Genomic DNA, 24,180 nt, shown 5'->3' with positions numbered 1-24,180 from the left:
CCACCGCCACCCTTAACCCGGAAGATTATGCCCTCCATGGATAACGACCTGTTTGACGCCACCCTTCTCCGCTCAGCGTTGGAACGTGCCGCTTCGCACGGCTGGCGACGCGTGACGGTCGTTGACGCGGCCCGCGACGCCGGGCTGAGCCTGGAGACCGCGCGCAGGCGTGCGCCATGCAAGGCGATGCTGCTGCTGACGCTGGGCCGGCTGGCGGATGAGGCGGCGCTGGTGGAGGACGAGTCCGAAGGCAGCGTGCGCGAAAAGCTGTTCGACATGCTCATGCGCCGTCTGGACGTGTTCCAGCAGTACCGCGAAGGCGTGCGCAGCGTGCTGCGCGCCCTGCCCATGGACCCGGCGCTGGCCATCCTGCTGGGGGGGGCTACGCTGGAAAGCATGAAGTGGATCGCCAATGCGGCGGGCATGGAAACCAGTGGCCTGGCCGGTGGCCTGCGCCTGCAGGCCCTGCTGGGCGTCTGGACCATGACCCTGCGGGCATGGGACAGGGATGACAGCCAGGACATGGGCACCACCATGGCGGCGCTGGATCAGGCGCTGGACCGCGCCGCGCGCTTTACCGGCCTGGCCCCGGCGGCACCACAGGCCCCCATGCCCGGTGCCGGGTATGACGCGGGCACCGACCCGTTGGTGGACCTGCCGCTGGAACCTTCGGCCTGAACAGACCGGATCGGGCTGTCCCCCCTTTACGGGACGGCCCTTTAGACATTAGAAGATCACCGTATCGCGCGAATCGCGCGGTTAGCGGACTTATTGGGGCGTAGCCAAGTGGTAAGGCAGCGGATTTTGATTCCGCCATGCGGAGGTTCGAACCCTCCCGCCCCAGCCAGCCATTCCCGGAATCGTAAAGTATCCGGGCCAGTGGTCATCTATTGGCCACGCCATGGCAGGCCAGACCGGCCCCGGCACGTCCTACGACGACGTGCTTTCATAGGACATATCAAGCCTCTATCGGCTTACCTATGCCAGTCCCAAAAGGTTTTTGGTGAAGCTTTTTTCAAAAAGCTTCGAAGAACGCCGCCTTTTTGAAAAAAGGCGGCCCCCGGAAACTTTTGTTACTTTCTAATCCTGCACCTGTTCCATCCGTCCCGGCCCGACAGGCTGGACGGCTATGGCGGGCGGCCAGAAGGCATGGGCGATTTCGTTCTGGATCTGCCGGAGTTCACGCTGGATCCAGTCCATGTATTCATGCAGGCCGCGCATGATGATGTCTTCCACCGTCTGTTCAACCAGTGTGACGCGCAGTTCCTCCAGCCGTTCAATGATCGGGGCGCAGTGACGCAGGCGGTATTCCCCCGCCAGTGATCCAAGCACGCTGTAGACGCTGCGCAGGCTGGTGGACAGCGAACGGGGAAAGCCATCATTTTTCAGCAGGAAACCCACGATATTGGCAGGCGTCATCCCTTCGGGCAGGACGCGGCGGAAGGCATGGTACGCCGCAGCCGACCGCAGCACGGATGTCCACTGGCTCATGTCGATATCCGAACCGACCCCAACGCCACTGGGCAGCAGGGTATGGTATTTTATGTCGATCAGGCGCGTGATCTGGTCCGCGCGTTCAAGGTTCTTGCCCAGGATATAGAACAGCCACGCCTGGTCGCGGTACAGCGTGCCCTCGGTTATGCCAAAATGGGTCTGGCAATCCTGCTTCAGCCGCGTGCACAGGGTAGACAGGTAGCCCGCGCCGACATCATCAGGCCCCAGTTCCATGACCCAGCGCGTAAAGACATTCAGGTGCATCCACATCTCGGTCGAGATCAGGGGACGGAGTACCCGCGCGTTTTCCCGGGCATAGCGGGCCATGGACACGATGGAATCCGGATTGTCGGAATCGGTGATGTAGAAGGCCACGACACTGCGTTCGCTCGCGCTCCCATGGCGCTGGAAGAACAGGCCCTCATCGGCATTGATGCGGATGACGCTGTCCCATCCCGCATCCATGTTGGTGGCGGAAACCGACGTGCTCGTCACCTCGATCAGGCGGGCGAGGTTTTCGATGCGCTCCATATAGCGCGCCAGCCACATCGTGCTTTCGGCATAGCGCGAAAGCAGGTTGCGCAGCCCCGGCATGACCGGGGCGGGAAAGACGACCGAAACCTGTGTCATGATGCCAGCACCCATGTATCCTTTGACCCACCACCCTGCGATGAATTGACCACAAGCGACCCCTTGCGCAGCGCCACGCGCGACAGGCCGCCGGGCAGCACCCATGTATCGCGCCCCGTCACGGCAAAGGGGCGCAGGTCGACATGCCGCGCCTCGACCCCCGCAGGGCACAGGGTGGGCGAAACCGACAGGCTTATAACCGGCTGACTTATGTAATTGGCCGGGTTGGCGCGCAGCAGGGCGCGGAATTCATCCAGTTCCGCCTGCGTCGCGTGTGGCCCGATCAGCAGCCCGTAGCCGCCGGATTCGCCCACCGGCTTGACCACCAGCCGTTCGATGTTGGCCAGCGTGTAGTCCAGCCCCTCACGCTCGGCGCAGATATGGGTTTCCACATTGGTCAGGATCGGTTCCTCATCCAGGTAATAGCGGATGATACGGGGCATGTAGGCGTAAACCGCCTTGTCATCCGCAACGCCCGTACCGATGGCGTTGGCCAGCGTCACATTGCCCCGGCGGTAGGCATCCACCAGTCCCGGCACACCCAGCATGCTGTCGGGATTGAACACCTGCGGGTCGAGGAAATCGTCATTCAGCCGCCGGTAGATGGAATGGACCGGACGCGGACCGGCCACGGTGCGCATGTACACACGCCCGTCCTCCACCATCAAGTCGCGCCCCTCGACCAGCGGGATGCCCATTTCACGCGCAAGGAACACATGCTCGAAATAGGCCGCATTGTAGATGCCCGGTGAAAGCAGGACCACCTGCGGGTTGTCCACGCCCATGGGGGCGACCTCGGCCAGCGCGCGGTGCAGGCGGGGGCCGTATTCATCCACCGGGCGGATGTTCAGCCCCCGCGCAAGGTCCGGCATGAGGCGCAGCATCATCTGCCGGTCTTCCAGCACGTACGACACGCCCGACGGCGTGCGGGCATTGTCTTCCAGCACCAGGAAGCGGCCATCACGGTCGCGCACAAGGTCGGTGCCGTTGATGTGCACGTACACCCCGCCGGGCACATCCAGCCCCACCATGGCCTGGCAGTAATTGGCGTTGCCCAGCACCAGTTCATGCGGCACCACGCCGTCATTCAGGATGTGACGGTCGTGGTAAATATCATGCAGGAACAGGTTGATGGCGCGCACGCGCTGCTGCACGCCACGTTCGACATGGTCCCATTCCGTGGCGGTCAGCACGCGGGGGATGACATCGAACGGCAGGACGCGGTCAATCGCCTCCCGGTCGGAATAGACGGTAAACGTGATGCCAAGGCGGTAGAACTGCGCTTCCACCGCGGCCGCCCTGCGCCGCAGTTCAGCCAGGCCGAAATGGGCCAGGCGGTCGCGCACCAGTTGCAGCCCGGGGGGCGGGATATCCTTCCCGCGATTGAGCAGTTCACAGAAAAAATCCGGAATGTCGTATGTCGCGAACAGCCCGGCGGCCTGTGCTGCCATCTTCATATCGTTCATGTCCTACCCCCGCTGGCGTGGAGGCGGATCAGGCGCGAAGGAATCATGTCCGCCCACCTGCAATTTCGTTTCGATCCGTTTCTAGCGGAGCAAGAAAATCACCTTTTGCCAAGAACGAATCTGCATTCCCTTCCCATTCGGGCCAAAATGCCGGAAAAATACGATATTGCCGCCGCCACCAATCCTGATAGCGTGGACGGTGACAGATAAACCACGTCCGAACCGCACCATCGCCGGAGCACGATGGCAGGCATGCGGGACAGTTTTCCGGGGTTCTAGAGTACATGAACGCGCATGCCATGCTGGTCCACCATACGCGGTACCGATACGACCGGCCCGTTCACCTAGGCCCGCAGACCATCCGCCTGCACCCCGTGCCGGGCTGCCGCAACATCCTGTCCCATGACATGGACATCGCCCCCCAGCCCTGTACGCGCGCGTGGGGCCAGGACATGTTTGGCAACAGGATCGCCCGCGTCACGTTTCCCGAACGCGTCACGCATTTCGATATCACCATCCGCCTTGCAACCGACCAGACGCCCATCAACCCGTTCCTTTTCACCCTTGTCCCTTCCGCCCGCCACTGGCCTGCCGGCGGGGCCTGCGACGACCCGGCCCTTGCCCCCTACAGGCTGAACGCAAGCGATGGCCCGGACGGGGCGTCCACCCCACGGCTTGATGCCCTTGTTCGGGAATGGCGCGCCCGGCTGCCCTGCCCCACACTGGACCTGCTGGTGGAACTGACCCGGGCCATTGCCGCGCGCAACACCTACCGTATCCGGCCCGAAGCGGGCGTATGGTCGCCGGAGGAAACCCTGTCCCACGCCGCCGGTTCCTGCCGCGACACGGCATGGCTGCTGATTGCCGTGCTGCGCAGGCTGGGCTTTGCCGCCCGGTTCGTATCGGGCTACCTGTTCCAGCCGGACCTGAATGCGCAGGGCCGTCTGGGCTGTGACCTGCATGCATGGGCGCAGGTGCATGTGCCCGGCGCGGGCTGGATCGGGCTGGATACGACATCAGGCCTGCTGGCGGCCCAGGGGCACATCCCGCTTGCGGTCGCCACCACCCCGCAGCAGGCCGCCCCGGTCAGCGGCCTGCTGGACCGCTGCGTCGCCACATTTGAAGCCATGATGGAAACCGTGCCCCTGTCCCCGGTCGCGGATATGGCATCCACACCGCGCCGGGCTATACACCCCTCATGAAACTGTTTTTCTGCCAGTCATGCCAGCAGGTCCTGTTTTTCGAGAATACGGCATGCGAACGCTGCGGCCACACGCTGGGCTATGTGCCCGAACGGACCGTCCTGTCCGCGCTGGACGCGATGGGCGACGGGTTGTGGCAACCACTGGCGACGCCCGATGCCCCGCCGCGCGCGCTATGCGCCAACAACGCCTACAGCGCGTGCAACTGGCTGGCGGAACCGGGGCGGCCCTTCTGCATCGCATGCAGTTTCAACCGCACCATTCCCAACCTGTCGGTGCCGGGCAATATCGCGCGGTGGCAGAAGGTGGAAGTAGCCAAGCACCGCCTGTTCTACAGCCTGCTGCGGCTTGGCCTGCCGCTGCGCAACCGGCGGCAGGACCCTGAAGGCGGGCTGGCGTTCGACTTCCTTGACAGCCTGCCCGATGGCACGCCCGCCATGACGGGCCACATGAACGGCGTCATCACCATCGCCCTGAACGAGACGGATGATGCCCGGCGCGAACAGCTACGCCAGGAAATGGGCGAATACTACCGCACCCTGCTGGGCCATTTCCGCCATGAAATCGGGCATTACTACTGGAACGTGCTGATCCGGGACGCGGGGCCTGACAGGCTTGCCGCCTGCCGGGACGTATTTGGCGATGACCGCCGCGATTACGCCGCCAGCCTGAAGGCCCATTACGCCGCCCCGGCCAGCGACGCATGGCGCGGCCAGTATGTCAGCCATTACGCCACATCCCACCCATGGGAGGATTTTGCCGAGACATGGGCGCATTACCTGCACATCATATCGACCCTCGAGACCGCATGGGCCTACGGCATGTCCATTGATGCCGCAGGGGCGCACGCACCGCCGCTGCGCGCCACCGTCCGGCGCGACCCCTATACCGAGATGTCATTTACCGAAATCACCGATGGGTGGCTGCCCCTGACCTATGCGGTCAACAGCCTCAACCGTTCCATGGGCCTGCCGGATTTCTATCCGTTCGTGCTGACGCCGGACATTCTGCGCAAGCTGTCCTTCATCCATGAACTGATCCGCGGCAGCCGCGTGGATCGGGCTTAGAAACTGCTTGAAAAGCCAGCTCATGATAGCGCTTTAAAATTCAAAGACGTTTTTGGTGAAGCTTTTTGCAAAAGCTTCGAAAGAACGCCGCCTTTTTTGAAAAAAGCCCCGCCAAAAACGTCTTTCGGTTTTCAGCAGGCCGTTTCTTCCCCATCCTCCCCGATGGGGGCCACGGAAATGGCGCTGTCATTCATGTCCCGGCAGCACGCGCGCAGGGTGGAGATGAAATTGGTCAGCAGCGGCACATGCTGGCCCGCCCGCATGGCGATGGCCAGTTCCGCGCGCGGCGCCTTGGCCCCAAGCGAATGGTAGGTCACGCCACCGGAATGAATCTGGTGCAGCGAGCGCGGCACGACCGATACCCCAAGCCCGGCCGCCACCAGCGGCACGGTGGAGGCGATCTGCGGGGCCTGCTGGCCCATGCGCGGCGTAAAACCCGCATTGTGGCAGGCGGACAGGATCGCATCATGGAATCCCGGCCCGAGTTCACGCGGGAAGATGATGAAGGGTTCATCCACCAGCATTTCCAGCTCAAGGTGGGGATGGATGGCCAGCGGGTGCCCCTTGGGCAGGGCCACGACCGTTTCCTCCTCCAGCAGGGGGGACACCAGCAGCCCCGCCCCGTCGGGCACCGGCGGGCGGACAATGGCAATGTCTATGGCCCGGTCGTGCAGGCTCTTGCGCAGGGCGGGGGTATTGCTTTCCTCAAGGTAGATCGTGACATCGGGCCAGAGTTCGCGGAAACGCCGCACCGTCAGCGGGATCATGGGCAGCAGCGAGACCGCCCCCGCCAGCCCCACGCGGATATGCCCCTTCTCGCCCCGCGCCAGCCCCTGCGCCGTGGCAAGGAACTGCTGCTGCATGCCCAGCAGGGCACGCGCCTGGTCCAGCAGCACCAGCCCCACATCCGTCAGCCTGACCCCGCGCGTCAGCCGCTGGAACAGAAGGACACCCAGTTCATTTTCCAACTGCTTGATCTGCTGGCTAAGAGGTGGTTGTTCTATGCCTAGCTGCTCTGCGGCACGGGTAAAGCTCCCGTTATCGGCAACGGCTACAAAATAACGTAAATGCCTTAGATCCATATTCCATATAAATTATATATGGGACCGTCTTTCAATATATATTTGACGAAATAACATGGCTTGCGCCACGTTTCGCGCCAATCGTGCTGAGGTTGAGTATCCCATAATGAAAATTGGCCTGTTCATTCCGTGTTATATCGACGCGTTCTACCCTGAGGCGGGCATTGCCACACTGGAACTGCTGGAAAAACTGGGACAGGATGTCGAATATCCCCTGGACCAGACCTGCTGTGGGCAGCCCATGGGCAATTCCGGCTGCAATTCGGACGCCGCCGCGGCGGAAGCCCTGTTTGTGCGCAATTTCGCGAAATACGACAAGATCGTCATGCCCTCCGGCAGTTGCACGCATCATGTCCGCGACAATTTTGATGCGATCCCGCAGACCGACGAAGTGCGCCACGTGCGCGAGAACACATACGAACTGGTCGAATTCCTGCACGATATCCTGAAGGTGGATGCCTTCCCCTGGGCGGAATTCAACCACACCGTGGGCCTGCACAACAGTTGTGGCACGCTGCGCGCCCTGCGTACGGCCAGCATGTCCGAACTGGGTGAGAAACCGTTTTCCAAACCGATGGACCTGCTGTCGAAGGTCAGGGGAATCCGCTTCGTCACCCCCAAGCGCCCCGATGAATGCTGCGGGTTCGGGGGCACCTTTTCGGTTACGGAAGAAGCCGTATCGGCCAAGATGGGCGTGGACAAGGTGCGTGACCATTACCAGGCGGGGGCGGATTACATCGTCTCGGCCGATTCCTCATGCATGATGCACCAGCAGGGCTGCGCCGAACGCGCGGGCGTTCCCATCCGCTTCATTCATATCGCGCAGATCCTTAACGGAGCAGCTCAATGAGCAACAAGCCCGTCAACCATGCCAGGGCGGCCGAGCATTTCCTTGAGGATGCGCCCCACCTGCAGTTCCATGACGAACGCCTGTGGGACATGCGCCAGAAGCGTGACGCCCAGATGCACATCCTGCCCGAATGGCAGGAACTGCGCGAGGAGGCATCGCGCATCAAGGAGCACACGCTCTCCCGCCTGCCCGAATACCTTGAGCAGTTCGAGGCAAACGCGAAAAAGAACGGCATCCACGTCCACTGGGCGCGCGACGGGGCGGAACACAACCGCATCGTGGGCGAGATCCTGAAGGCCCATAACGCGCGCAACCTGATCAAGAGCAAGTCCATGGTCACCGAAGAATGTGACATGCGGCCCTATCTTGCAAAACAGGGTGTCAGCGTAACCGAGACCGACCTTGGCGAACGCATCCAGCAGCTTGATGACCAGTTGCCCAGCCACATCGTGGTGCCAGCGGTGCACAAGCTGACATCGGACGTGGCGAAGATCTTCGCCAAGGATTACCACACCGACCCCAATATCCGCGACCCGCACCTGCTGGCTGAAGCGCAGCGCCAGGCGGCGCGTCCGGTGATCCTGCATGCCGATGCGGGCATGACCGGCGGCAACTTCGTGGTGGCGGAAACCGGCACCTTCGTGGTCTGCACCAACGAAGGCAACGCCGACCTGAGTGCGACGGTGCCCAACCTGCACATCGCGACCATCGGGATCGAGCGCCTTGTGCCGCGCATGGCCGACCTTGGCGTATTCATCCGCCTGCTGTCGCGCAGCGCGCTGGGATCACCGATCACGCAGTACACCACCCATTTCCGTGGCCCGCAGAAGGGGGGCGAGATGCATGTGGTGCTGGTCGATAACGGACGGTCCGCCCGCCTGGGCATGGAAGATTTCTGGACGTCGCTCAAATGCATCCGCTGTGGCGCGTGCATGAACACCTGCCCGGTCTATCGCCGTTCGGGCGGGCTGTCCTATGGCGCGGTGTATTCCGGCCCGATCGGCGCGATCATCGACCCGACCTTCAACGAACGCAAATACAGCACGCTTCCCTATGCCTCGACACTGAACGGAAGCTGCACCAATGTCTGCCCGGTCAAGATCAACATCCACGAGCAGCTGTACAAATGGCGCCGCGTGCTGGTGCAGCACCATGAGATGCCCTTCGTCAAGCGCGAGATCATGCACATGGCGGGCAAGCTCATGGGCCAGCCGAAGCTGTACCGCGCCGCCATCAAGGCCACCGAGGTCTCGCTGGGCACCATGCCGCGCTTCGTGCTGTACAACTGGCTGAACCCGTGGGGCAAGCACCGCGAGAACCCCCATCCGGTCAAGCAGACATTCAATGACTGGTACCGCAGGAACCGCGAGAAAGCCCGGCCTGCCGCCGCACCGGAGACCAAGAAATGAACCCCGCACGCGACGAGATCCTGCAGGCCCTGCGCAACAACCGCCCCACGCCGGAAAACCATCCGCTGCCGCCGGTCAGGACACTGGGCGACCTTGATGCCAGCCGTGAGCGTTTTATCGCCAGCCTGAAGATACTGGGGGGTGATGTGCTGGAGCCGGTCGAGGGCGAAACGCTGGATCAGGCGATTGCGCGCCGTCACCCGGATGCGAAGGTGATCTGTTCCAACGTGCCCGAAGCACGCGGCACGCTGCCGGTGGAAAAGGTCAAGACCCCGCAGGATGCGGCGACAATCGATGTGACCGTGGTGCGCGCGCCGTTCGGCATTGCGGAAATGGGGTCGATCTTCCTCAGCGAATCGCAGTTGCCGATCAATTCCTTCGCCCATCTGGGGCAGCACATCGTGGTGCTTCTGTCCCCCGATTCGATTACGGCGAACATGCACACCGCGTATCAGGAACGGCCGGAATTCAGGTCCGCCAATTATGGCGTATTGATGAGCGGCCCCTCCGCCACGGCGGATATCCAGGGCGTGCTGATCCGGGGCGCACAGGGCGTGCGTTCCCTTTCGGTCTGGTTTGCCTGACCATTACAGGCAGGCCCTTCGCGCCATTTCGAAAGAAGGGCGCGAAGGGCCTGATATCAGACAGCTTTCTTCAGGTTCGGGCTGGCCTTGAACCGCACGGTCTTGCCTGCCTTGACCTTTACCGGCTCGCCCGTGCGCGGGTTCAGCGCCTTGCGGGCCTTGGTTTTCTTGACCGTAAACGTGCCAAAAGACGGCAGGGTAAAGCCACCCTCGCGCTTCAGTTCCTTGACAATTGCCGCGATCAGGTCGGATGCGGCCTGGTTGGCCGCGACGCCCGTGCAATCAATCGAATCCTGTATAACTGCTGCAATAAAGGCTTTACTCATCGTAACGGCCTGCTCCCTTCGGGCTGAAAATTGATGTCGTGAATATCCTGTTTCCGCAATCAAACGGGGCGATCGCCGCCATCTGGGCCGGACGGTCGCGGCTTTTACCCTGATGATTGGGGTTACACCAGCAATTTTTTGTTATCACATAAAAATTTCTACTGCTGTGATCAGCAAGAACCGTCGCGGTTTTACAAACAGCAGTCATATCGGCCGCTTTCCGCGATAACATATTGTTTATATCGAAATCGTATCGTTCTGGTCAAAAAAATAAACCGGCAGATGACGCCACAGCCAGACACCCCACCGGGGCGCGGGTATCTGGCTGTGGCGGCGCCGGTCAGCTTTTGAAATTCTGTACCTTCAGGTCCGTCACGCCGACAAAGGTAATCCGGGTATTATCCGTCAGGCTGACAGTCGTGTTCCCGCCCGCAATGGTGGCATTGTCCAGCATGGCCTGAATGGAAGACGTTTTCGCATCATAGCCGGACAGCTTGACGACATTGCCCGCCGATTTGCCAAAGTCCTGAATAATGTCGTTGCCGCCGGCCTTGCCCTTGATGAACTCGAATTCCGTCTGGGCGCTGCCCGCCACGAACAGGTCGTCGCCCGTGCCGGCACGCAGGGTATCATACCCGCTGCCACCAATCAGGGTGTCATTCCCGCTGCCTGCGCGGGCATACAGCTTGCCTGTTGACAGGCCGCCATCCAGCGTTTCGTTGCCGCTACTGGCATAATAGGTGGTGGTCGCCCCTATATTCGCCGTCAGGTCCAGTCCCGCCGTGCCGTAAATGGTGGCATAGCTGCCCGTTACGGTGTCGGAGATGCCATTGCTGCCATCGATGAAGGTCAGGCTGCCATGCACGCTGACCGAAATCGTACTGGCGTCCACATCATCAAGACGGGTGGAATGACTGGCGGAAATCGTATCGTTGCTGCCACCACTCACGGTCAGTTTCGCCTGCGCCTGGATAGTGCTGTCACTGACCGAATCGGCAAGCAGGTTACCCTTGCCATAGATGGTGTCGGATGCACCGCCCTCCACCGTCAGTTTTGCATGGCCCTGGATGGTGCTGTCACTGACCGAATCGGCAAGCAGGTTGCCGTTGCCATAAATGGTGTCGGATGCGCCGCCATCCACCGTCAGTTTTGCATGGCCCTGGATGGTGCTGTCACTGACCGAATCGGCAAGCAGGTTGCCGTTGCCATAGATGGTGTCGGATGCACCGCCCTCCACCGTCAGTTTTGCACGCCCCTGGATGTTGCTGTCACTAACCGAATCGGCAAGCAGGTTACCCTTGCCATAGATGGTGTCGGATAGACCGCCTTCCACCGTCAGTTTTGCATGGCCCTGGATGGTGCTGTCATTGACCGATTCCACAAGCAGGCCATTGCTGCCATAGATTGAATCAGACACGCCGCCATCGATGGTGTTGATATAGCGCGCGGGATTATGCTCCCCGAAGTAATCATCATCCCCATAACCACTGATGGTGGAATTGCTGACATCCTGCACCATCACGCCGTCAATGACCCGCAACATCACGCTGCCACCGTTGAACTGTGCCGTATCCGCGGCACTGCCCGGCGCGTTCCAGTCCCCGGTTACGGTCGTCGGGCCGTCAGCGCCGTAAATGGTGTCGGCCCCGCCGAGGACATGGATGAGGTCATGCCCCTTGCCACTGACGAAATCCGTATTGCCAGCGGCAGCGTAATAATTCACGTCGCCCGTATTCGCGACATAATTCACCCTGCCCATGTTACCATCAATGACGGTAGTGGCCTGCTTGCCGCCCTTCAGGGTGATCGTGCTGTCCAGCGCGGTGGAGGCGATGGTGCTGCCGATCTCGACCTCGGTGCCCGTCACGGTGAACTTGCCGCGGGTCGTGACCTGCTGGTCCACGCCGCCAGACTGCACCATCTGGGCATCGATCCCGGCCACGCCGAACATGCGCACGGCCAGCGCCGTGCCATAGGTGTTCTGCAGGGCAGAGATCTCGGCATCCGAAACCTTGGCGAGCGACTGCAGGGCCGCGACCTCGCTCACCTGATTCAGTCCCAGTATGATATCGCTCTTGTCCGGGTTGATCCCCAGCGTCAGGCCAGTGGCCCCGGTTACGGTCACGCCCATGCATTCCGTTCCTTTTCACGCATTGCGGGAACATGCATGTCTCCCGACCTCGCTACAGATATCCGCTACCCGCGCCGCATGATCGCAACGACCGGGGAGGAGATGCTTTCACGACGGTAATTGCCAGCAATGGGTTAAGAATTTCGGAATCAGGATCAGATTGGTTCAGTTCAATGGAACACGTTTTTCCAGTTCCTCGAGCCAGATGCGGGCATTGCCGTCGGACGGCGCGCGCCAGTCCCCACGTGGCGACAGCGCACCACCGGCCACGACCTTCGGCCCGTTGGGCATGGCCGAACGCTTGAACTGACTGAAACCAAAGAAACGGTTAAGGAAAACACCCAGCCAGTGCCTGATTTCAGCCAGGGTGTAAGCCCGCCTGCCCCCGGCCGGGAAACCCGGCGGCCATGCCCCCCGCGTGGCGTCGCCCCATGCATGCAGCGCCATGAACGCGATCCTTGACGGACGGAACCCATACCGCAGCACATGGAACAGCGTGAAATCCTGCAAGGCGTAGGGACCGATCAGCGATTCCGTGCTCTGCACCGCCTGCCCCGCCGTGGCGGGCACCAGTTCGGGCGAAATCTCGGTGGACAGGATGGCGTCCAGCACCGCGCGGGTCCGCGCCTGTTCCCGCCCGTTGGCCATGACCCAGCGGATCAGGTGCTGGATCAGCGTCTTCGGCAGGCCGGAATTGACATTGTAATGCGCCATCTGGTCACCCACACCATAGGTGCACCAGCCCAGCGCCAGTTCCGACAGGTCCCCCGTGCCGATCACGATCCCGCCCGACTGGTTGGCCAGCCGGAACAGGAAGTCCGTCCGCAGCCCCGCCTGCACGTTCTCGAACGTGACATCGTACACATCCTCGCCCGCGGCGAAGGGATGCCCCATCTGTTCCAGCATCAGCCTGGCCGCGGGACGGATGTCGATCTCGCGCGCCTGTATGCCCAGCGCCGTCATCAGTTCATGCGCGTTGCCATGCGTGTCGCTGCTGGTGCCAAAGCCGGGCATGGTATAGCCCAGCACCGCCTGCCGCCCCAGCCCGCTTTCATCCGCCGCCCGTACCGCAACCAGCAGGGCATGGGTCGAATCAAGGCCGCCCGACACGCCAATCACCAGCGTTTTCGCCCGTGACGCTTGCAACCGCCGCTTCAGGGCCGTGACCTGTATGGTAAACGCCTCGTAACAGTCCTGGTCCAGAACGCCCGGGTCGCTGGGCACGAAGGGGAATCGGGGAATGGTGCGCCGCAACCCGATATCATCCATCGGCGGCGTCAGGGCCAGGTCGATCCAGCGCCAGTCCGGCATGCCTTCATGCGCGCGGTTATCGGCAAAGCTGCCCATGCGCAGGCGTTCCTGCCGCAGCAGATCAAGGTCCACATCCGCCATCAATGTCACCAGACCGGACGGGAAGCGCGCACTTTCCGCCAGGATCGCGCCATTTTCAAAAATGGAGGTCTGCCCGTCCCATGCCACGTCCGTGGTCGATTCCCCCTCCCCCGCCGCAGCATAGACATAGGCGCATACACAGCGCGCGGAATGGGACTGGCACAGCAGCGTGCGCGTACGCGCCTTGCCCACGGTGATATTGGACGCCGACAGGTTGGCGATGACCGTGGCCCCGGCAAGGGCCGCCTGAATGCCCGGTGGCTGGGGCACCCACATGTCCTCACAGATTTCGGCGGCCACCACCAGACCCGGCACATCGCGGGCACGGAACAGCAGGTCGGTGCCAAAGGGTACGTCATGGCCATTGATCGTGACCTGGCCGCCCCGCAGCCCCGCACCGGCGCTGAACTGCCGGGCTTCGTAAAATTCCCGGTAATTGGGCAGGTAGGATTTGGGAACGACACCAAGAATTTTCCCGTCATGCAGGGCTATGGCGCAGTTATACAGCGCATCCCCCCACACCACCGGCGCGCCCACCAGCACCAGTGGTCGCAATCCCGCCGTCCGTGCGGCAAGCCACGTGATGGCGTCCCCCACGCGGTCCAGCAGCACGTCCTGCTGGCGCAGGTCCTCGATCGCGTAACCCGACAGGCCCAGTTCAGGAAAAACCGCGACCACCGCCCCCGCGTCATGGCAGGCGTGGATGCCTTCACTGGTGCGGCGCGCGTTTTCCATCGGATCGGCCAGCACGACCGGCAGCGTGCACGCGGCCACGCGCGCGAACCCATGGGTGTACAGAGCGTAAAATCCGGCCGTGCCACTGCCTGCTGTCATATCCTGCATCCCCGCGCCCAAGGCCAAAATCATGCCTCCGATGAACCGTGCGCCATCTGGCGCATTGTTATAGAGCGGATGGCATGCCCGCGTCTGTCACAACAACGATCGGAAGGAACCGGATCATGGACCTGTTACGCTGGACCATCACATTCCTTGTCCTGGCCCTGATCGCCGCGGTCTTTGGCTTCGGCGGCATATCTGACACCTTTGCCTATTTTGGCAAGGTGCTGTTCTTCGTCTTTATCGTCCTGTTCATCCTTGGATTGTTTTTCGGCCGCGGCCGCGGAACTTCGACCTGACCCACAATCCCCGGCGAACAAGCGGGATCAGCGCAAGGGCGTAGATCCCGTCCATCATGGCCATGGAAACCGGCACACCGGGCACCAGATAGGTCGCCGCGTCGCACGGCTTGGCCGGGCGGCGCGGCATGGAGGCCAGGCGTTCGGCAAAACTGCCGCCGTGGAAGGTGGGCGCACGGCATTCGGGCAGCGGGCTGGCCCACCAGCCCTGCTCGACCCCCACATGGACCACCGACAGCCCGAAGGCGCATAGCAGCACCGGCATGCACAGCCACAGCATGCCACGCGCCATGTCACGCGGCAGAACGGTGGCAAGCCCACCCAGCACGATCAGGATACGGTAAGGCCAGCGTTCCCACAGGCACAGCCCGCAGGGTACGTGGCCCAATGTGTACTGGCTCCACCACGCCACACCCAATGCGGCAAGGCCCGCCAGCACCATCAATAAGGCAGTTGAACGCATGGCTGGCTACGATCGGTCGACGACGGGCGCGGCCTGCAGCGCGCGCATGAAATCAGCCGCCCAGCTGACGGCGGTCGTGCTGCTGACTTCGCGTTCCAGGGCCTGCCAGCGCGTGCGCCGTTCCGCAAGGCCCATCGTCAATGCCTCATGCAGGGCATCGGCGATTTCATCAGGGTCATACGGATTGACCAGTATCCCTTCATCCATTCTTGGCGCGGCCCCCGCGAAATGCGACAGGATCAGCACGCCCGGGTCGGCCGGGTCCTGTGCCGCGACATATTCCTTGGCCACAAGGTTCATGCCGTCACGCAGGGGCGTGATCAGGGCGGCTTCCGCCCGGCGGTAGAACCCGGCCAGCACCTCACGTGGGAGGGGGCGGGTGATGTAGCGGATGGGTGTCCAGTCGAATTCCGAATACGCGCCGTTGATCCGCCCGGTCAGCTCATCCAGCTGGCGACGCAGCTGGCGGTACTCCTCCACGCTGTCACGTGAAATCGGGGCGACCTGCAGGAAGGTCACCTTGCCCCGATGTTCGGGGTAGCGGGCCAGAAGCGCCTCGTACCCACGAAAGCGTTCGGGCAGGCCCTTGGAATAATCCAGCCGGTCCACGCCCAGGACCAGTTTCGCGCCACGCAGGCTGGCGTCCAGCCGCTCGACCTCCGGCCCCTGCATGCTTTTTTCCGCCTGCGCGCGGAATTCATCGGGGTCGATGCCAATGGGGAACGCCTGCCCGCGCGGTGGCAGGCCATTGACCTCCAGCGAGTGGTTCAGGTTCTCGGCATCCTCGGGGGTCTGCACGCCCACCAGATCGTAGCTCTGCATGTCTTCCAGCAGCAGTTCCGCGCCGGGCAGCGAGCGCACGAGGCTCCATGGTGGAAAGGGAATATGCAGGAAGAAGCCGATCCGGCACTTCACCCCCAGGTCCCGCAGCGCCTGACCCAGCGGGAACAGGTGGTAATCATGCACCCATATCACGTCATCGGGCCGCAGCAGCGGCAGCAGCGTGCGCGCGAACATGGCGTTGACCGCGAGGTACGTCTCCCAGTCCGTGCGCGAATAGTTCATAAGCCCCACACGGTAGTGGAACAGCGGCCACAGGATCCCGTTGGAGAAATTCTGGTAAAACCCCTCATATTGCAGCGGCGTCAGGTCGATGGTGGCGTAGGTTACATTGCCAACCTTGTCCAGCCGTGGCACGGGATCGCCGCCATGCAGCTGCACCTGCTTGCCGGACCAGCCGAACCACAGCGATTCCCCTTCGCGCAGCGCGTCTTTCAGGCCGACGGCAAGGCCGCCGGCGGGCTGGCTGCGTTCACGCGGGGACGGGACACGGTTGGAAACAATGATCAGCCGCCCCATGTGTCCCCGCCCCCCTGTGCCAGTTGCGCAAGCCAGCCACGAAAGGCCGCGGGATCGGGGAAATCATCAGGGATGCGGAACCCGACACCGCCCAGACGCACCGCCATGCGGATGCCATCTTCATCCGTTACGTCATCGCCGACAAAGATGGGGGACCGCCCGGCAAAGGGCGCGGCCTGCATAAGCGCTTCCACCGCATGGCCCTTGTCTATGCCGGCGGGGCGGATTTCCCATGCCATCTTGGCGGCCTGGACGTGAAACGCGCCCCCTGTCGCGGCGACCCAGCCATCAGCCACCTTGCCCAATGCATCGCCCGCGCCGGGCGCGCCACGGTAATGCAGCACCAGCCCCGCCTTCTTGCGTTCGATCCGCACACCGGGATGGGCGCGGGCCAGCTGGTCGGCCTGTTCAATCCATGCGGCGGGCACGGGCGGCAGGGGCGCGCGCTCAATGGCCTGGCCCGGCGCGTGCCGGATGGCGATGCCATGTTCACCCGCCACGGCGTAGGGCACATCCCCCAGGAAATGGTCGATCTGGTCAATGGGCCGGCCCGAAATCACGGCCAGCGCATTCCCACATCTGTCACGCAGGCGCCTGAGCGTATCGAGCAGGCCGGGCACCACCACAACGGATTCAGGCGTGGGCGCGATATCAACCAGTGTCCCATCAAAATCCAGCAGGAATGCCGCGCGGGCAGGCGGGGGCAGCCGATCGAGCGAAGGAAGGGAAGGTATCTTGCTCATGATGGGTCTAGCCTCCGGCAAAGCTGGGGAATACGCAAGCCCGGAACCACACCGGACAGGCCGACAGCATTGATACGATACAATTTAAACTATTATCTAATGCAGCATTAGCGGGGCTGCCCCCTCATCCGCAGGATCGGCAGGCGGCGGGGCCGGCAGCGGCGGCGAAACCGGGGGGCGCGCCGCAGGGGAGGGCGCCACAGGGGCCTGCGTGGGCGACAGGGGCTGCGGCGCGTCCGTGGCCCCCGGCCCCGGCCCCGGCGTGGGGGACGGGGTGGACCCGTCCACCGGGACCGGGCTGCCATCCGCACCGGGCTGCGGGACGGCGGCCACCGCCAGCGGCGGGGGAACCGGGGCCACCGCATCGCCGCCGCAGCCTGCAAGCTGTACGTCATATAGCGGGTTCTGGAACACGCCGGTCGCGGGTTCGGCTATGGCCATCCAGCCCTGAAAGGGGATCATGCCTTCATGCGCGTCATGCACTTCCAGCCAGGCGGCGCTATCCGCAGGCAGGGTGGGCGGGCGCTGCAGGCATGACGTGGCGTGCAGCGTCAGGCTTTTGTACGTCATATCCTGCCCCGTGGGGATGTCGAGCATCTGGATGTGGGCATCCAGCTTGTCCAGCACCCGCACGGTGGCGATGCTGCGCCCCTGCCACGTATCGGGGGGATACATGGCGGGCGGGGCCAGCCATTCAGCCGCATGGGCGCAGGCGGGCAGGCCGGCAAGCAGGGCGGCGGGCAGGGCGGCAGGCAGGCAGCGCAGCAGGCGCCTCATGCCTTGGGACTCCGCAGGGTGTTCACAAGGTCCAGCAGGATCCGGCGCATCGCCGCCTCATCCACGCCCATCAGGATCGCATCCTCGAACGCATCACGGAGAACACCCTGCAATTCAGTATAATTTTCCTGCAATATCAGTAATTTATCACGACATGACACCGGTGTGCCATCAGGTTGTGGCCAGACCTTCGGCATGCCCGCACCCTCGTCCCCCACGTCATGGTTCATGGCGTCTCTCCACCTGCGGGCACCTGCGTGGACGGGGGGGCCTGCGCGGGCTGGGACGCCTGGGCCTTGTCCTGCCGGGCCTTGGTCAGCGTATCGGTGACGGAGAAGATGAACTTGCTCAGCAACTGTTCCAGGCTGATTGCGCCCTGCGTCTGGCCGATCGTGCCGCCGGGGGCCAGCATCCTGTCATCCCCACCCGGCGAAAGGGCGATGTACTTGCCCCCCAGCAGGCTGTCGCTGGTGATGATCGCCGCCGTATCATCGGGCAGCCTGATATCGGGCCGCACGGTAAAGGTGACCTGGGCGGCGAAGGTTTTCGGATCGACATGTTCATCGACCACCTGCCCGACCGTGATCCCGGCCAGCCTGACATCCGACCCCACGGACAGGCCATCGATATGGGCGAAGCCCGCGTTCAGCCGATACCCGGTTTCATGCGGGCGCCCCTTGTCCAGCACGGCATAGGCCAGCAACCCCGCCAGCACGGCCAGCACGGCAAACCCGGCAAGGAGTTCCGCAGGCTGGCGGACCGGCCGGCCTGAAACAGCAGCAACCATGGTGGCAAAGCTTCCCCAATATCCAGTGGCGCGCACCCTAGCAGGTTACGCCTCCGGTTTCATCCCTCGGGGTACCATGCCTCATAATCGCTGGTAGTTGAAGCCCGCTGCCCGCCGCGCAGGTCGCTGCCGGGGGGATGGTACGCGGCCACGGTCCCGGTCTGGTTGGGCTGCCACGGCTGCTGCCACGGCTGGCGCGCGCTTTCGGGCAGGGGCGCGTCTTCCATATGGTGCAGCCAGCCCCACCATTCGGGCGGGACGGCGGATGCGTCCTCGCCCTTGTGGTAGATGACCCAGCGTTCATGCCGCTTTTCCCCGCCGCCGGTGCGGTTGGGGGTCCGGGCCTCATAATAGGGCCGGCCATCGGCGTCCCTGCCGACCAGCCGCCCCCTGAAATGCGTATAGATACGGGTGCCTAGATTTGCCATGGCCAAAGCCTAGTCCGCCCGCACGCGCACGGTCCACGCGCATATGCGCGACCGGCCGTCACATCTGCGGGATCAGGGGGCGGATGGCATGGCGACAGCACGCGCCGCCCGCATGCGTACCCGCCTGCGGGCCGGGACACACCGCACTTCCGGCGGGACTCGACCGCGCCCACCCGCCGCCCGCGCGGCACGATCCGCGCCATGTTCCGGCCCGTGCGTACTTATCCCCCATATCCACGGTATCCAGTGGAATGTATAGTTGCGACTCCGGTCCGGACGGGTTCCGCATGCCGTGCCCGTGCCGGTAAAACGGAAGGCATGACAGCACGAAGCCACTGGAACGGCGTGCGCATGCGGACCGTAGAGGCCGCAGCGGACCCCGACGACGCGCCACGTTCCGTTACCCTGCCCGCCGACTGGGATGACACGGCAGCCGAGGCCCTGGCCCAGCTGGCCCCCGGCCATGGTCCCGCCAGCCTGCCGGTCGAGGCGGCGCGATGGATAGACGACCTGTGTACCGGCGAGGTGGCCGGCCCCACGGTCCGCCCCATCGCGCGCACGCTGTCGTGCCTGCTGCTGATGCGGCAGGCGGCCCCGGTGGAAAGCCTGTGGCATGGCCACCATGACCGCAGGCCCGCCTTCGTGGTCAACCTTGCCGCCTTTGTCGAGGCCGATAACGGCTTCATGGCCACCGATTTTGTCGCCGCCCTGCGCCTGCTGGCCCACGTGCTGCGCGCGGTGTCACGGCAGAAGATGCCCATGCGCAATGGCGAACTGCCGCTGCCCGACCCGGTGGGGCGCACCACGCCGCACCTGCGCGCCGTTCCCGCCCCCACCAGCATGGACCCGCATGAACGCCCGCCCACGGCTGGCGCCATCCTGCTGACCAACCTTGACGCCTGCCTTGCCGGGCTGGGGCTGGATTACGACAGCGAGGCCGGGCGCGACGCGGCCTGCAGCATCGTGGCCCTCGCCACCCTTGTCGCCCATTCCGGCGAGGGGGCGGACGCCATGCCCCTGCCGCCCGTGCGCAGCATCCTGCCCGGCGTCAGCCAGATCGCGCGCGCGGTGTGGCAGGAAGCCGCCGTCGGGACCGACTGCCCCGCCGCCCGTGTCGAGACCGGCTTTTCCACGCCCGGCCCGATCGATGCGCTGCTGGGGGTGGAATCATGCGGGCTGGCCCCGGTCTTTTCCCCGCTGCGCGCCGACGGGCGGCTGGCCACCAGCACGCTGGCGCGCCTTGCCAGCCGGGGACTGACGCTGGAGGCGGCCTTTGCCGCGACACTGGCGGGGGATACCGTGCTGCCGCTGCCCGGCGCCGCGTCGCATCAGGCCATGCATCGCGCGCTGAGCGGCTTCGTGGACCGCGTGCCCGCCCGCCCCGACGCCACGCGCGACACGCTGGCCACCCGCGCGGGGCTGGAACGTGGCGCGCGCCGCCCCCTGCCCGCGCGCCATGGCGGCTTTACCCAGAAGGCCAGCGTGGGCGGCCACCGCCTGTTCCTGCGCACGGGTGAATATGCCGACGGGTCACTGGGTGAAATCAGCCTTACACCCACGCGCGAAAGCCCGATGGTGCGCGGGTTGATGGACACGCTGGGGCAGGCCGTCAGCATCGGCCTGCAATACGGCGCGCCGCTGGAAAGCTATGTCGAGGCGTTCGCCTACACCCATTTCGGCCCCGCCGGAACGGTGGAAGGCGACCCGGTTGCATCATACGCGACATCCATGCTGGACTACGCCTTCCGCGCGCTGTCAGATGCCTATCTGGGCCGCAGGCTGCCCGACGCCCCGCATGAGGACATGACGGCGGACAGCCCCGCCCCCATGCTGCCGCTGGACCTGCCCGAATCCGGCAATGACGATGGCGATGACACACCCCCACGGCGGCGCAGGCTGCGGCTGGTCGGATAACGCGACGGCCCCGCCTCCCGCCCCTGATGACAGAGGATGACCCAATGCCCGACACCACCCCCGAACAGCGCCTGAAGCAGCTTGGCATTGTCCTGCCCACCCCGGCCGCGCCGGTGGCGAACTACGTCGCGGCCGTCATCAGCGGTTCCACGCTGGTGGTGTCGGGACAGTTGCCGCTGGTCGATGGCAAGCTGCTGACCACGGGCAAGCTGGGCGACAGCGTTGCCGTCGAACTGGCGGTCGAGGCCGCGCGCTACAGCATGGTCAACGTCATCGCGCAGGTTAAGGCCGCGATTGGCGACCTGTCGCGCGTGAAGCGCGTTGTCCGCCTAGGCGGGTTCATTGCCTGCACGCCCGACTTCACGCAGCATGCCGCCGTCATGAATGGCGCATCCGACCTGGCGGTGGCGGTGTTTGGTGACGCGGGCCGCCATGCGCGCTCCACCGTGGGCGTGCCGTCGCTGCCACTCGATTCGGCTGTTGAAGTGGAAGGCCTGTTCGAAATAGGCTGAGGCAAAGCCCCACCACATAATAAGGGAGCCTGTCATGACCCCAACGCCCCACGCGGTTTTTCCACTGGCGCGCCCGTCATGACCGGCACCACCATGGTCCTGCACCGCAGGATTGCCGAAATCCCGGCACATGAATGGGATGACTGCGCGGGCGATGACAACCCGTTTGTCAGCCATGCCTTCCTGTCCGCGCTGGAGGATAGCGGGTCCACCGGCCCGCAGACCGGCTGGATGCCCCAGCACCTGGCCCTGCGTGATGACACCGGCCGCCTGCTGGCGGCGGCTCCCCTGTATGCCAAGGGCCATTCCCATGGCGAATACGTGTTCGACCAGCAATGGGCGCGGGCCTTCATGCAGGCGGGCGGGCAGTATTACCCCAAATTGCAGGTGGCCGTCCCGTTCTCCCCCGTTCCGGGGCCGCGCCTGCTGGTGCGCCGGGACGCGCCGGACGCCGACGTGCTGCGCCAGCTTGCTGGCCGGGCGCTGCGGCAGGCCTGTGGGGAGCTGAACCTGTCATCGGTCCATGTCACGTTCTGCACGCAGCATGAATATGACCTGCTGGGACAGACCGGCTGGCTGCAGCGCCTTGGGGTGCAGTACCACTGGGACAACTGCGCCTATACCAGCTTCGATGATTTCCTGGACACCCTGGCGTCGCGCAAGCGCAAGGCCATTCGCCGCGAACGGCGCGACGCCAATGCCTGTGGCCTGACCTTCCATACCTGTCGCGGCAGCGAGATCACCGACGCGCTGTGGCATGATTTCTATCAGTTCTACCTGTCCACCGTGGACCGCAAATGGGGCAGCGCCTACCTGCAGCCCGGTTTTTTCCCGCTGCTGTCGCAACGGCTGGGGGAGCGGGTGGTGCTGATGGTTGCCAAACGCGACGGGGTGCCGGTGGCGGGGGCGCTCAACCTCATGGGCCGCGATACGCTGTATGGCCGCAACTGGGGACGGCTGGAGGGGGACTGGCCCTTCCTGCATTTCGAGCTGTGCTATTACCGCGCCATCGACTTCGCCATCGCCCACGGGCTGAAACGGGTGGAGGCGGGCGCACAGGGCGAACACAAGCTCCAGCGCGGCTATCGCCCCTGCCTGACCCATTCCGCCCACTGGATCAGCCATCCCGGCCTGCGCGAGGCGGTGGCGGAATTCCTGCATCACGAACGCGCCGCCATCATGGCCGAACTGCCCGCGCTGGACGCCATGACGCCCTACCGCGCCGGGTCGTGATCAGCATGATGATGCATGTCATGCCGCCCGGACGCCCGGACATGATAGCATAGCATGATGACTGGCGGCCCGCAGGCCGCAGCCTGACAGCCAAGGAGCGGACCCCATGTACGCAATGCGACTGCTTGCCCCCCATACCCCCCTGCAATGGACCGAACTGCCCGACCCCGTGCCGGGACCGGGGCAGATCCGGGTAAAGGTGGGCGCATGTGGCGTCTGCCGCACCGACCTGCATGTGGTGGATGCCGACCTGCCCTTTCCCGGCCACCCGCTGACGCCGGGGCACGAAATCGTAGGCCGGATCGACGCCATCGGCCCGAATGTGGAAGGGCTGCACATGGGCCAGCGCGTGGGCATCCCGTGGCTGGGCCATACCTGCGGCTGCTGCCATTACTGCGAAACCGACCATGAAAACCTGTGCGACCACCCGCTGTTCACCGGCTACACGCGCGATGGCGGCTATGCCACCATGGCGGTGGCGGATGCGCATTTCACGTTCCCCCTGCCCGATGGGGATGATGACGTGGCGACGGCCCCGCTGCTGTGCGCGGGGCTGATCGGCTGGCGGTCACTGGTCATGGCGGGCAAGGACGCGCGCAGCATCGGGCTGTACGGTTTCGGGGCGGCGGCCCACATCATAGCCCAGGTGGCGGTGTGGCAGGGGCGCTCGGTCTATGCCTTTACCCGGCCGGGCGACACGAAAACGCAGGAATTCGCCCGCTCGCTGGGCTGTGTGTGGGCGGGCGGGTCCGATGAGCTGCCGCCCGAACAGCTCGACGCCACCATTATCTTCGCCCCCGTGGGCGCGCTGGTGCCCGCCGCGCTGAAGGCCGTGCACAAGGCCGGGCGCGTGGTCTGCGCGGGCATCCACATGAGCGAGATCCCCGCCTTTTCCTATGACCTGCTGTGGGAGGAACGCCAGATCGTCTCGGTCGCGAACCTGACAAGGCAGGACGGCATCGACTTCCTTGAACTGGTGCCGCGCGTGGGCATACGCACCACGACCACCCCGTACCCGCTGAAAGAGGCGAACAGGGCGCTGGATGACCTGCGCCATGGCCGCTTTGAAGGGGCCGCGGTCCTGGTGCCCTGACCATACGTGGCCAGGGGCGGGGATGACAGCCACGGGGCGTGTATGCTACCGGCGCCATGGTCACCCGCATGTCCCGGCCCGCCCCGGGGCAACCGCCCGGAA

At 64.2% G+C, this 24,180-nt stretch carries 26 protein-coding genes and 1 tRNA gene; 13 read left to right on the top strand and 14 right to left on the bottom strand.

Going from position 1 to position 24,180, the window contains the following annotated elements:
* Positions 1 to 36: 36 nt before the first annotated feature.
* Together CFR76_RS07750 and CFR76_RS07745 are read left to right on the top strand one after the other, a co-directional pair.
* The gene (locus CFR76_RS07750; RefSeq protein ID WP_110556607.1) at positions 37 to 678 is read left to right on the top strand and encodes a TetR family transcriptional regulator; all 642 of its coding nucleotides are present in this window, start codon (positions 37 to 39) and stop codon (positions 676 to 678) included.
* Positions 679 to 772: 94 nt separating this feature from the next.
* Positions 773 to 847 (top strand) — tRNA-Gln (locus CFR76_RS07745).
* Positions 848 to 1,080: 233 nt separating this feature from the next.
* Here CFR76_RS07745 and CFR76_RS07740 read toward each other — a convergent pair.
* Both CFR76_RS07740 and CFR76_RS07735 read right to left on the bottom strand, forming a co-directional pair.
* Complete coding sequence (locus CFR76_RS07740; protein WP_110556606.1) at positions 1,081 to 2,139, bottom strand: alpha-E domain-containing protein; 1,059 nt, start codon at positions 2,137 to 2,139, stop codon at positions 1,081 to 1,083.
* Positions 2,121 to 3,590 (bottom strand): circularly permuted type 2 ATP-grasp protein, encoded by a 1,470-nt coding sequence (locus CFR76_RS07735; protein ID WP_110556605.1) that lies wholly within the window; start codon positions 3,588 to 3,590, stop codon positions 2,121 to 2,123. The genes CFR76_RS07740 and CFR76_RS07735 overlap by 19 nt, the downstream gene beginning before the upstream one ends.
* A gap of 45 nt (positions 3,591 to 3,635) precedes the next feature.
* On the opposite strand from CFR76_RS07735, the gene CFR76_RS17990 reads away from it, so the two are divergent.
* The 3 genes from CFR76_RS17990 (at position 3,636) to CFR76_RS07725 (ending at position 5,859) form a co-directional block, all read left to right on the top strand.
* Entirely contained in the window at positions 3,636 to 3,800 is a 165-nt protein-coding gene (locus CFR76_RS17990) for a hypothetical protein (protein ID WP_167402074.1), read from the top strand.
* Between the two features lie 74 nt (positions 3,801 to 3,874).
* On the top strand, positions 3,875 to 4,792 hold the full coding sequence (locus CFR76_RS07730) for a transglutaminase family protein (protein ID WP_110556604.1): 918 nt from the start codon (positions 3,875 to 3,877) through the stop codon (positions 4,790 to 4,792).
* Entirely contained in the window at positions 4,789 to 5,859 is a 1,071-nt protein-coding gene (locus CFR76_RS07725) for a zinc-binding metallopeptidase family protein (RefSeq protein WP_110556603.1), read from the top strand. The genes CFR76_RS07730 and CFR76_RS07725 overlap by 4 nt, the downstream gene beginning before the upstream one ends.
* 131 nt (positions 5,860 to 5,990) lie before the next feature.
* Here CFR76_RS07725 and CFR76_RS07720 read toward each other — a convergent pair whose 3' ends face one another.
* Positions 5,991 to 6,941, bottom strand: a complete 951-nt coding sequence (locus CFR76_RS07720; RefSeq protein ID WP_110556602.1) for a LysR family transcriptional regulator — start codon at positions 6,939 to 6,941, stop codon at positions 5,991 to 5,993.
* Positions 6,942 to 7,047: 106 nt separating this feature from the next.
* Between CFR76_RS07720 and CFR76_RS07715 the strand changes: the two genes are divergently transcribed.
* The 3 genes from CFR76_RS07715 to CFR76_RS07705 are packed head-to-tail and all read left to right on the top strand — an operon-like array spanning position 7,048 to position 9,784.
* Positions 7,048 to 7,791: a (Fe-S)-binding protein gene (locus CFR76_RS07715; protein WP_110556601.1), complete on the top strand. Its 744-nt coding sequence runs from the start codon at positions 7,048 to 7,050 to the stop codon at positions 7,789 to 7,791.
* On the top strand, positions 7,788 to 9,200 hold the full coding sequence (locus CFR76_RS07710; protein WP_110556600.1) for a lactate utilization protein B: 1,413 nt from the start codon (positions 7,788 to 7,790) through the stop codon (positions 9,198 to 9,200). Before CFR76_RS07715 ends, CFR76_RS07710 begins: the two co-directional genes overlap by 4 nt.
* Complete coding sequence (locus CFR76_RS07705) at positions 9,197 to 9,784, top strand: LutC/YkgG family protein (protein WP_110556599.1); 588 nt, start codon at positions 9,197 to 9,199, stop codon at positions 9,782 to 9,784. Before CFR76_RS07710 ends, CFR76_RS07705 begins: the two co-directional genes overlap by 4 nt.
* Before the next feature lie 56 nt (positions 9,785 to 9,840).
* Here the strand turns inward: CFR76_RS07705 and CFR76_RS07700 are convergent, their stop codons facing one another.
* The 3 genes from CFR76_RS07700 to CFR76_RS07690 all read right to left on the bottom strand — a co-directional run bounded on the left by CFR76_RS07700 (position 9,841) and on the right by CFR76_RS07690 (position 14,467).
* Positions 9,841 to 10,110: an HU family DNA-binding protein gene (locus tag CFR76_RS07700; RefSeq protein WP_010514654.1), complete on the bottom strand. Its 270-nt coding sequence runs from the start codon at positions 10,108 to 10,110 to the stop codon at positions 9,841 to 9,843.
* Between the two features lie 340 nt (positions 10,111 to 10,450).
* The gene (locus CFR76_RS07695) at positions 10,451 to 12,241 is read right to left on the bottom strand and encodes a hypothetical protein (protein ID WP_167402080.1); all 1,791 of its coding nucleotides are present in this window, start codon (positions 12,239 to 12,241) and stop codon (positions 10,451 to 10,453) included.
* Between the two features lie 165 nt (positions 12,242 to 12,406).
* On the bottom strand, positions 12,407 to 14,467 hold the full coding sequence (locus tag CFR76_RS07690) for an NAD(+) synthase (protein WP_110556635.1): 2,061 nt from the start codon (positions 14,465 to 14,467) through the stop codon (positions 12,407 to 12,409).
* Positions 14,468 to 14,592: 125 nt separating this feature from the next.
* Between CFR76_RS07690 and CFR76_RS07685 the strand changes: the two genes are divergently transcribed.
* The gene (locus CFR76_RS07685; protein WP_025439582.1) at positions 14,593 to 14,769 is read left to right on the top strand and encodes a DUF1328 domain-containing protein; all 177 of its coding nucleotides are present in this window, start codon (positions 14,593 to 14,595) and stop codon (positions 14,767 to 14,769) included.
* On the opposite strand, the gene CFR76_RS07680 is transcribed toward CFR76_RS07685, so the two are convergent.
* From CFR76_RS07680 to CFR76_RS17985, 8 genes are all read right to left on the bottom strand, one after another.
* Positions 14,723 to 15,232: a disulfide bond formation protein B gene (locus CFR76_RS07680; RefSeq protein WP_110556598.1), complete on the bottom strand. Its 510-nt coding sequence runs from the start codon at positions 15,230 to 15,232 to the stop codon at positions 14,723 to 14,725. The genes CFR76_RS07685 and CFR76_RS07680 overlap by 47 nt on opposite strands.
* A 6-nt stretch (positions 15,233 to 15,238) precedes the next feature.
* Entirely contained in the window at positions 15,239 to 16,591 is a 1,353-nt protein-coding gene (locus CFR76_RS07675; protein WP_110556597.1) for an alpha,alpha-trehalose-phosphate synthase (UDP-forming), read from the bottom strand.
* On the bottom strand, positions 16,579 to 17,334 hold the full coding sequence (otsB, locus tag CFR76_RS07670; RefSeq protein ID WP_110556596.1) for a trehalose-phosphatase: 756 nt from the start codon (positions 17,332 to 17,334) through the stop codon (positions 16,579 to 16,581). Before otsB ends, CFR76_RS07675 begins: the two co-directional genes overlap by 13 nt.
* Positions 17,335 to 17,430: 96 nt before the next feature.
* Complete coding sequence (locus CFR76_RS07665) at positions 17,431 to 18,111, bottom strand: DUF2155 domain-containing protein (protein WP_110556595.1); 681 nt, start codon at positions 18,109 to 18,111, stop codon at positions 17,431 to 17,433.
* Positions 18,108 to 18,341 (bottom strand): hypothetical protein, encoded by a 234-nt coding sequence (locus CFR76_RS07660; RefSeq protein WP_110556594.1) that lies wholly within the window; start codon positions 18,339 to 18,341, stop codon positions 18,108 to 18,110. The genes CFR76_RS07665 and CFR76_RS07660 overlap by 4 nt, the downstream gene beginning before the upstream one ends.
* Positions 18,338 to 18,898: an outer membrane lipid asymmetry maintenance protein MlaD gene (gene mlaD / locus CFR76_RS07655; RefSeq protein ID WP_110556634.1), complete on the bottom strand. Its 561-nt coding sequence runs from the start codon at positions 18,896 to 18,898 to the stop codon at positions 18,338 to 18,340. The genes CFR76_RS07660 and mlaD overlap by 4 nt, the downstream gene beginning before the upstream one ends.
* 59 nt (positions 18,899 to 18,957) lie before the next feature.
* Positions 18,958 to 19,326, bottom strand: coding sequence for an NADH-ubiquinone oxidoreductase subunit NDUFA12 family protein (locus CFR76_RS07650; RefSeq protein WP_010508845.1), 369 nt, complete (start codon positions 19,324 to 19,326; stop codon positions 18,958 to 18,960).
* Positions 19,327 to 19,384: 58 nt separating this feature from the next.
* On the bottom strand, positions 19,385 to 19,558 hold the full coding sequence (locus CFR76_RS17985) for a hypothetical protein (protein WP_167402079.1): 174 nt from the start codon (positions 19,556 to 19,558) through the stop codon (positions 19,385 to 19,387).
* 86 nt (positions 19,559 to 19,644) lie between these two features.
* Here CFR76_RS17985 and CFR76_RS07645 point away from each other — a divergent pair, with 86 nt between their 5' ends.
* The 4 genes from CFR76_RS07645 to CFR76_RS07630 all read left to right on the top strand — a co-directional run bounded on the left by CFR76_RS07645 (position 19,645) and on the right by CFR76_RS07630 (position 24,078).
* Positions 19,645 to 21,240, top strand: coding sequence for a TSCPD domain-containing protein (locus CFR76_RS07645; protein WP_110556593.1), 1,596 nt, complete (start codon positions 19,645 to 19,647; stop codon positions 21,238 to 21,240).
* Positions 21,241 to 21,284: 44 nt separating this feature from the next.
* A complete protein-coding gene (locus CFR76_RS07640; RefSeq protein WP_110556592.1) occupies positions 21,285 to 21,752 on the top strand; it encodes a RidA family protein in 468 nt (155 codons plus the stop codon).
* Between the two features lie 78 nt (positions 21,753 to 21,830).
* A complete protein-coding gene (locus tag CFR76_RS07635; RefSeq protein WP_167402078.1) occupies positions 21,831 to 22,985 on the top strand; it encodes a GNAT family N-acetyltransferase in 1,155 nt (384 codons plus the stop codon).
* A 106-nt stretch (positions 22,986 to 23,091) separates the two neighbouring features.
* Complete coding sequence (locus CFR76_RS07630; protein WP_110556590.1) at positions 23,092 to 24,078, top strand: zinc-dependent alcohol dehydrogenase family protein; 987 nt, start codon at positions 23,092 to 23,094, stop codon at positions 24,076 to 24,078.
* Positions 24,079 to 24,180: the final 102 nt, after the last annotated feature.

Source organism: Komagataeibacter swingsii (assembly GCF_003207895.1).
Lineage (GTDB): Bacteria > Pseudomonadota > Alphaproteobacteria > Acetobacterales > Acetobacteraceae > Komagataeibacter > Komagataeibacter swingsii.
This window is presented reverse-complemented; position numbering and strand designations above follow the sequence as displayed.

Excerpts from the sequence above, each read along its gene's own strand:
- CFR76_RS07690 (WP_110556635.1), bottom strand. The coding sequence starts at position 14,467 with ATGACAGCAGGCAGTGGCACGGCCGGATTTTACGCTCTGTACACCCAT.
- CFR76_RS07725 (WP_110556603.1), top strand. The coding sequence starts at position 4,789 with ATGAAACTGTTTTTCTGCCAGTCATGCCAGCAGGTCCTGTTTTTCGAG.
- CFR76_RS07715 (WP_110556601.1), top strand. The coding sequence starts at position 7,048 with ATGAAAATTGGCCTGTTCATTCCGTGTTATATCGACGCGTTCTACCCT.
- CFR76_RS07750 (WP_110556607.1), top strand. The coding sequence starts at position 37 with ATGGATAACGACCTGTTTGACGCCACCCTTCTCCGCTCAGCGTTGGAA.
- CFR76_RS17990 (WP_167402074.1), top strand. The coding sequence starts at position 3,636 with ATGTCCGCCCACCTGCAATTTCGTTTCGATCCGTTTCTAGCGGAGCAA.
- CFR76_RS07675 (WP_110556597.1), bottom strand. The coding sequence starts at position 16,591 with ATGGGGCGGCTGATCATTGTTTCCAACCGTGTCCCGTCCCCGCGTGAA.
- CFR76_RS07695 (WP_167402080.1), bottom strand. The coding sequence starts at position 12,241 with ATGGGCGTGACCGTAACCGGGGCCACTGGCCTGACGCTGGGGATCAAC.
- CFR76_RS07660 (WP_110556594.1), bottom strand. The coding sequence starts at position 18,341 with ATGAACCATGACGTGGGGGACGAGGGTGCGGGCATGCCGAAGGTCTGG.
- mlaD (WP_110556634.1), bottom strand. The coding sequence starts at position 18,898 with ATGGTTGCTGCTGTTTCAGGCCGGCCGGTCCGCCAGCCTGCGGAACTC.
- CFR76_RS07685 (WP_025439582.1), top strand. The coding sequence starts at position 14,593 with ATGGACCTGTTACGCTGGACCATCACATTCCTTGTCCTGGCCCTGATC.
- CFR76_RS07700 (WP_010514654.1), bottom strand. The coding sequence starts at position 10,110 with ATGAGTAAAGCCTTTATTGCAGCAGTTATACAGGATTCGATTGATTGC.
- otsB (WP_110556596.1), bottom strand. The coding sequence starts at position 17,334 with ATGAGCAAGATACCTTCCCTTCCTTCGCTCGATCGGCTGCCCCCGCCT.
- CFR76_RS07680 (WP_110556598.1), bottom strand. The coding sequence starts at position 15,232 with ATGCGTTCAACTGCCTTATTGATGGTGCTGGCGGGCCTTGCCGCATTG.
- CFR76_RS07645 (WP_110556593.1), top strand. The coding sequence starts at position 19,645 with ATGACAGCACGAAGCCACTGGAACGGCGTGCGCATGCGGACCGTAGAG.
- CFR76_RS07640 (WP_110556592.1), top strand. The coding sequence starts at position 21,285 with ATGCCCGACACCACCCCCGAACAGCGCCTGAAGCAGCTTGGCATTGTC.
- CFR76_RS07635 (WP_167402078.1), top strand. The coding sequence starts at position 21,831 with ATGACCGGCACCACCATGGTCCTGCACCGCAGGATTGCCGAAATCCCG.
- CFR76_RS17985 (WP_167402079.1), bottom strand. The coding sequence starts at position 19,558 with ATGGGGGATAAGTACGCACGGGCCGGAACATGGCGCGGATCGTGCCGC.
- CFR76_RS07705 (WP_110556599.1), top strand. The coding sequence starts at position 9,197 with ATGAACCCCGCACGCGACGAGATCCTGCAGGCCCTGCGCAACAACCGC.
- CFR76_RS07710 (WP_110556600.1), top strand. The coding sequence starts at position 7,788 with ATGAGCAACAAGCCCGTCAACCATGCCAGGGCGGCCGAGCATTTCCTT.
- CFR76_RS07730 (WP_110556604.1), top strand. The coding sequence starts at position 3,875 with ATGAACGCGCATGCCATGCTGGTCCACCATACGCGGTACCGATACGAC.
- CFR76_RS07665 (WP_110556595.1), bottom strand. The coding sequence starts at position 18,111 with ATGAGGCGCCTGCTGCGCTGCCTGCCTGCCGCCCTGCCCGCCGCCCTG.
- CFR76_RS07650 (WP_010508845.1), bottom strand. The coding sequence starts at position 19,326 with ATGGCAAATCTAGGCACCCGTATCTATACGCATTTCAGGGGGCGGCTG.
- CFR76_RS07630 (WP_110556590.1), top strand. The coding sequence starts at position 23,092 with ATGTACGCAATGCGACTGCTTGCCCCCCATACCCCCCTGCAATGGACC.
- CFR76_RS07735 (WP_110556605.1), bottom strand. The coding sequence starts at position 3,590 with ATGAACGATATGAAGATGGCAGCACAGGCCGCCGGGCTGTTCGCGACA.
- CFR76_RS07720 (WP_110556602.1), bottom strand. The coding sequence starts at position 6,941 with ATGGATCTAAGGCATTTACGTTATTTTGTAGCCGTTGCCGATAACGGG.
- CFR76_RS07740 (WP_110556606.1), bottom strand. The coding sequence starts at position 2,139 with ATGGGTGCTGGCATCATGACACAGGTTTCGGTCGTCTTTCCCGCCCCG.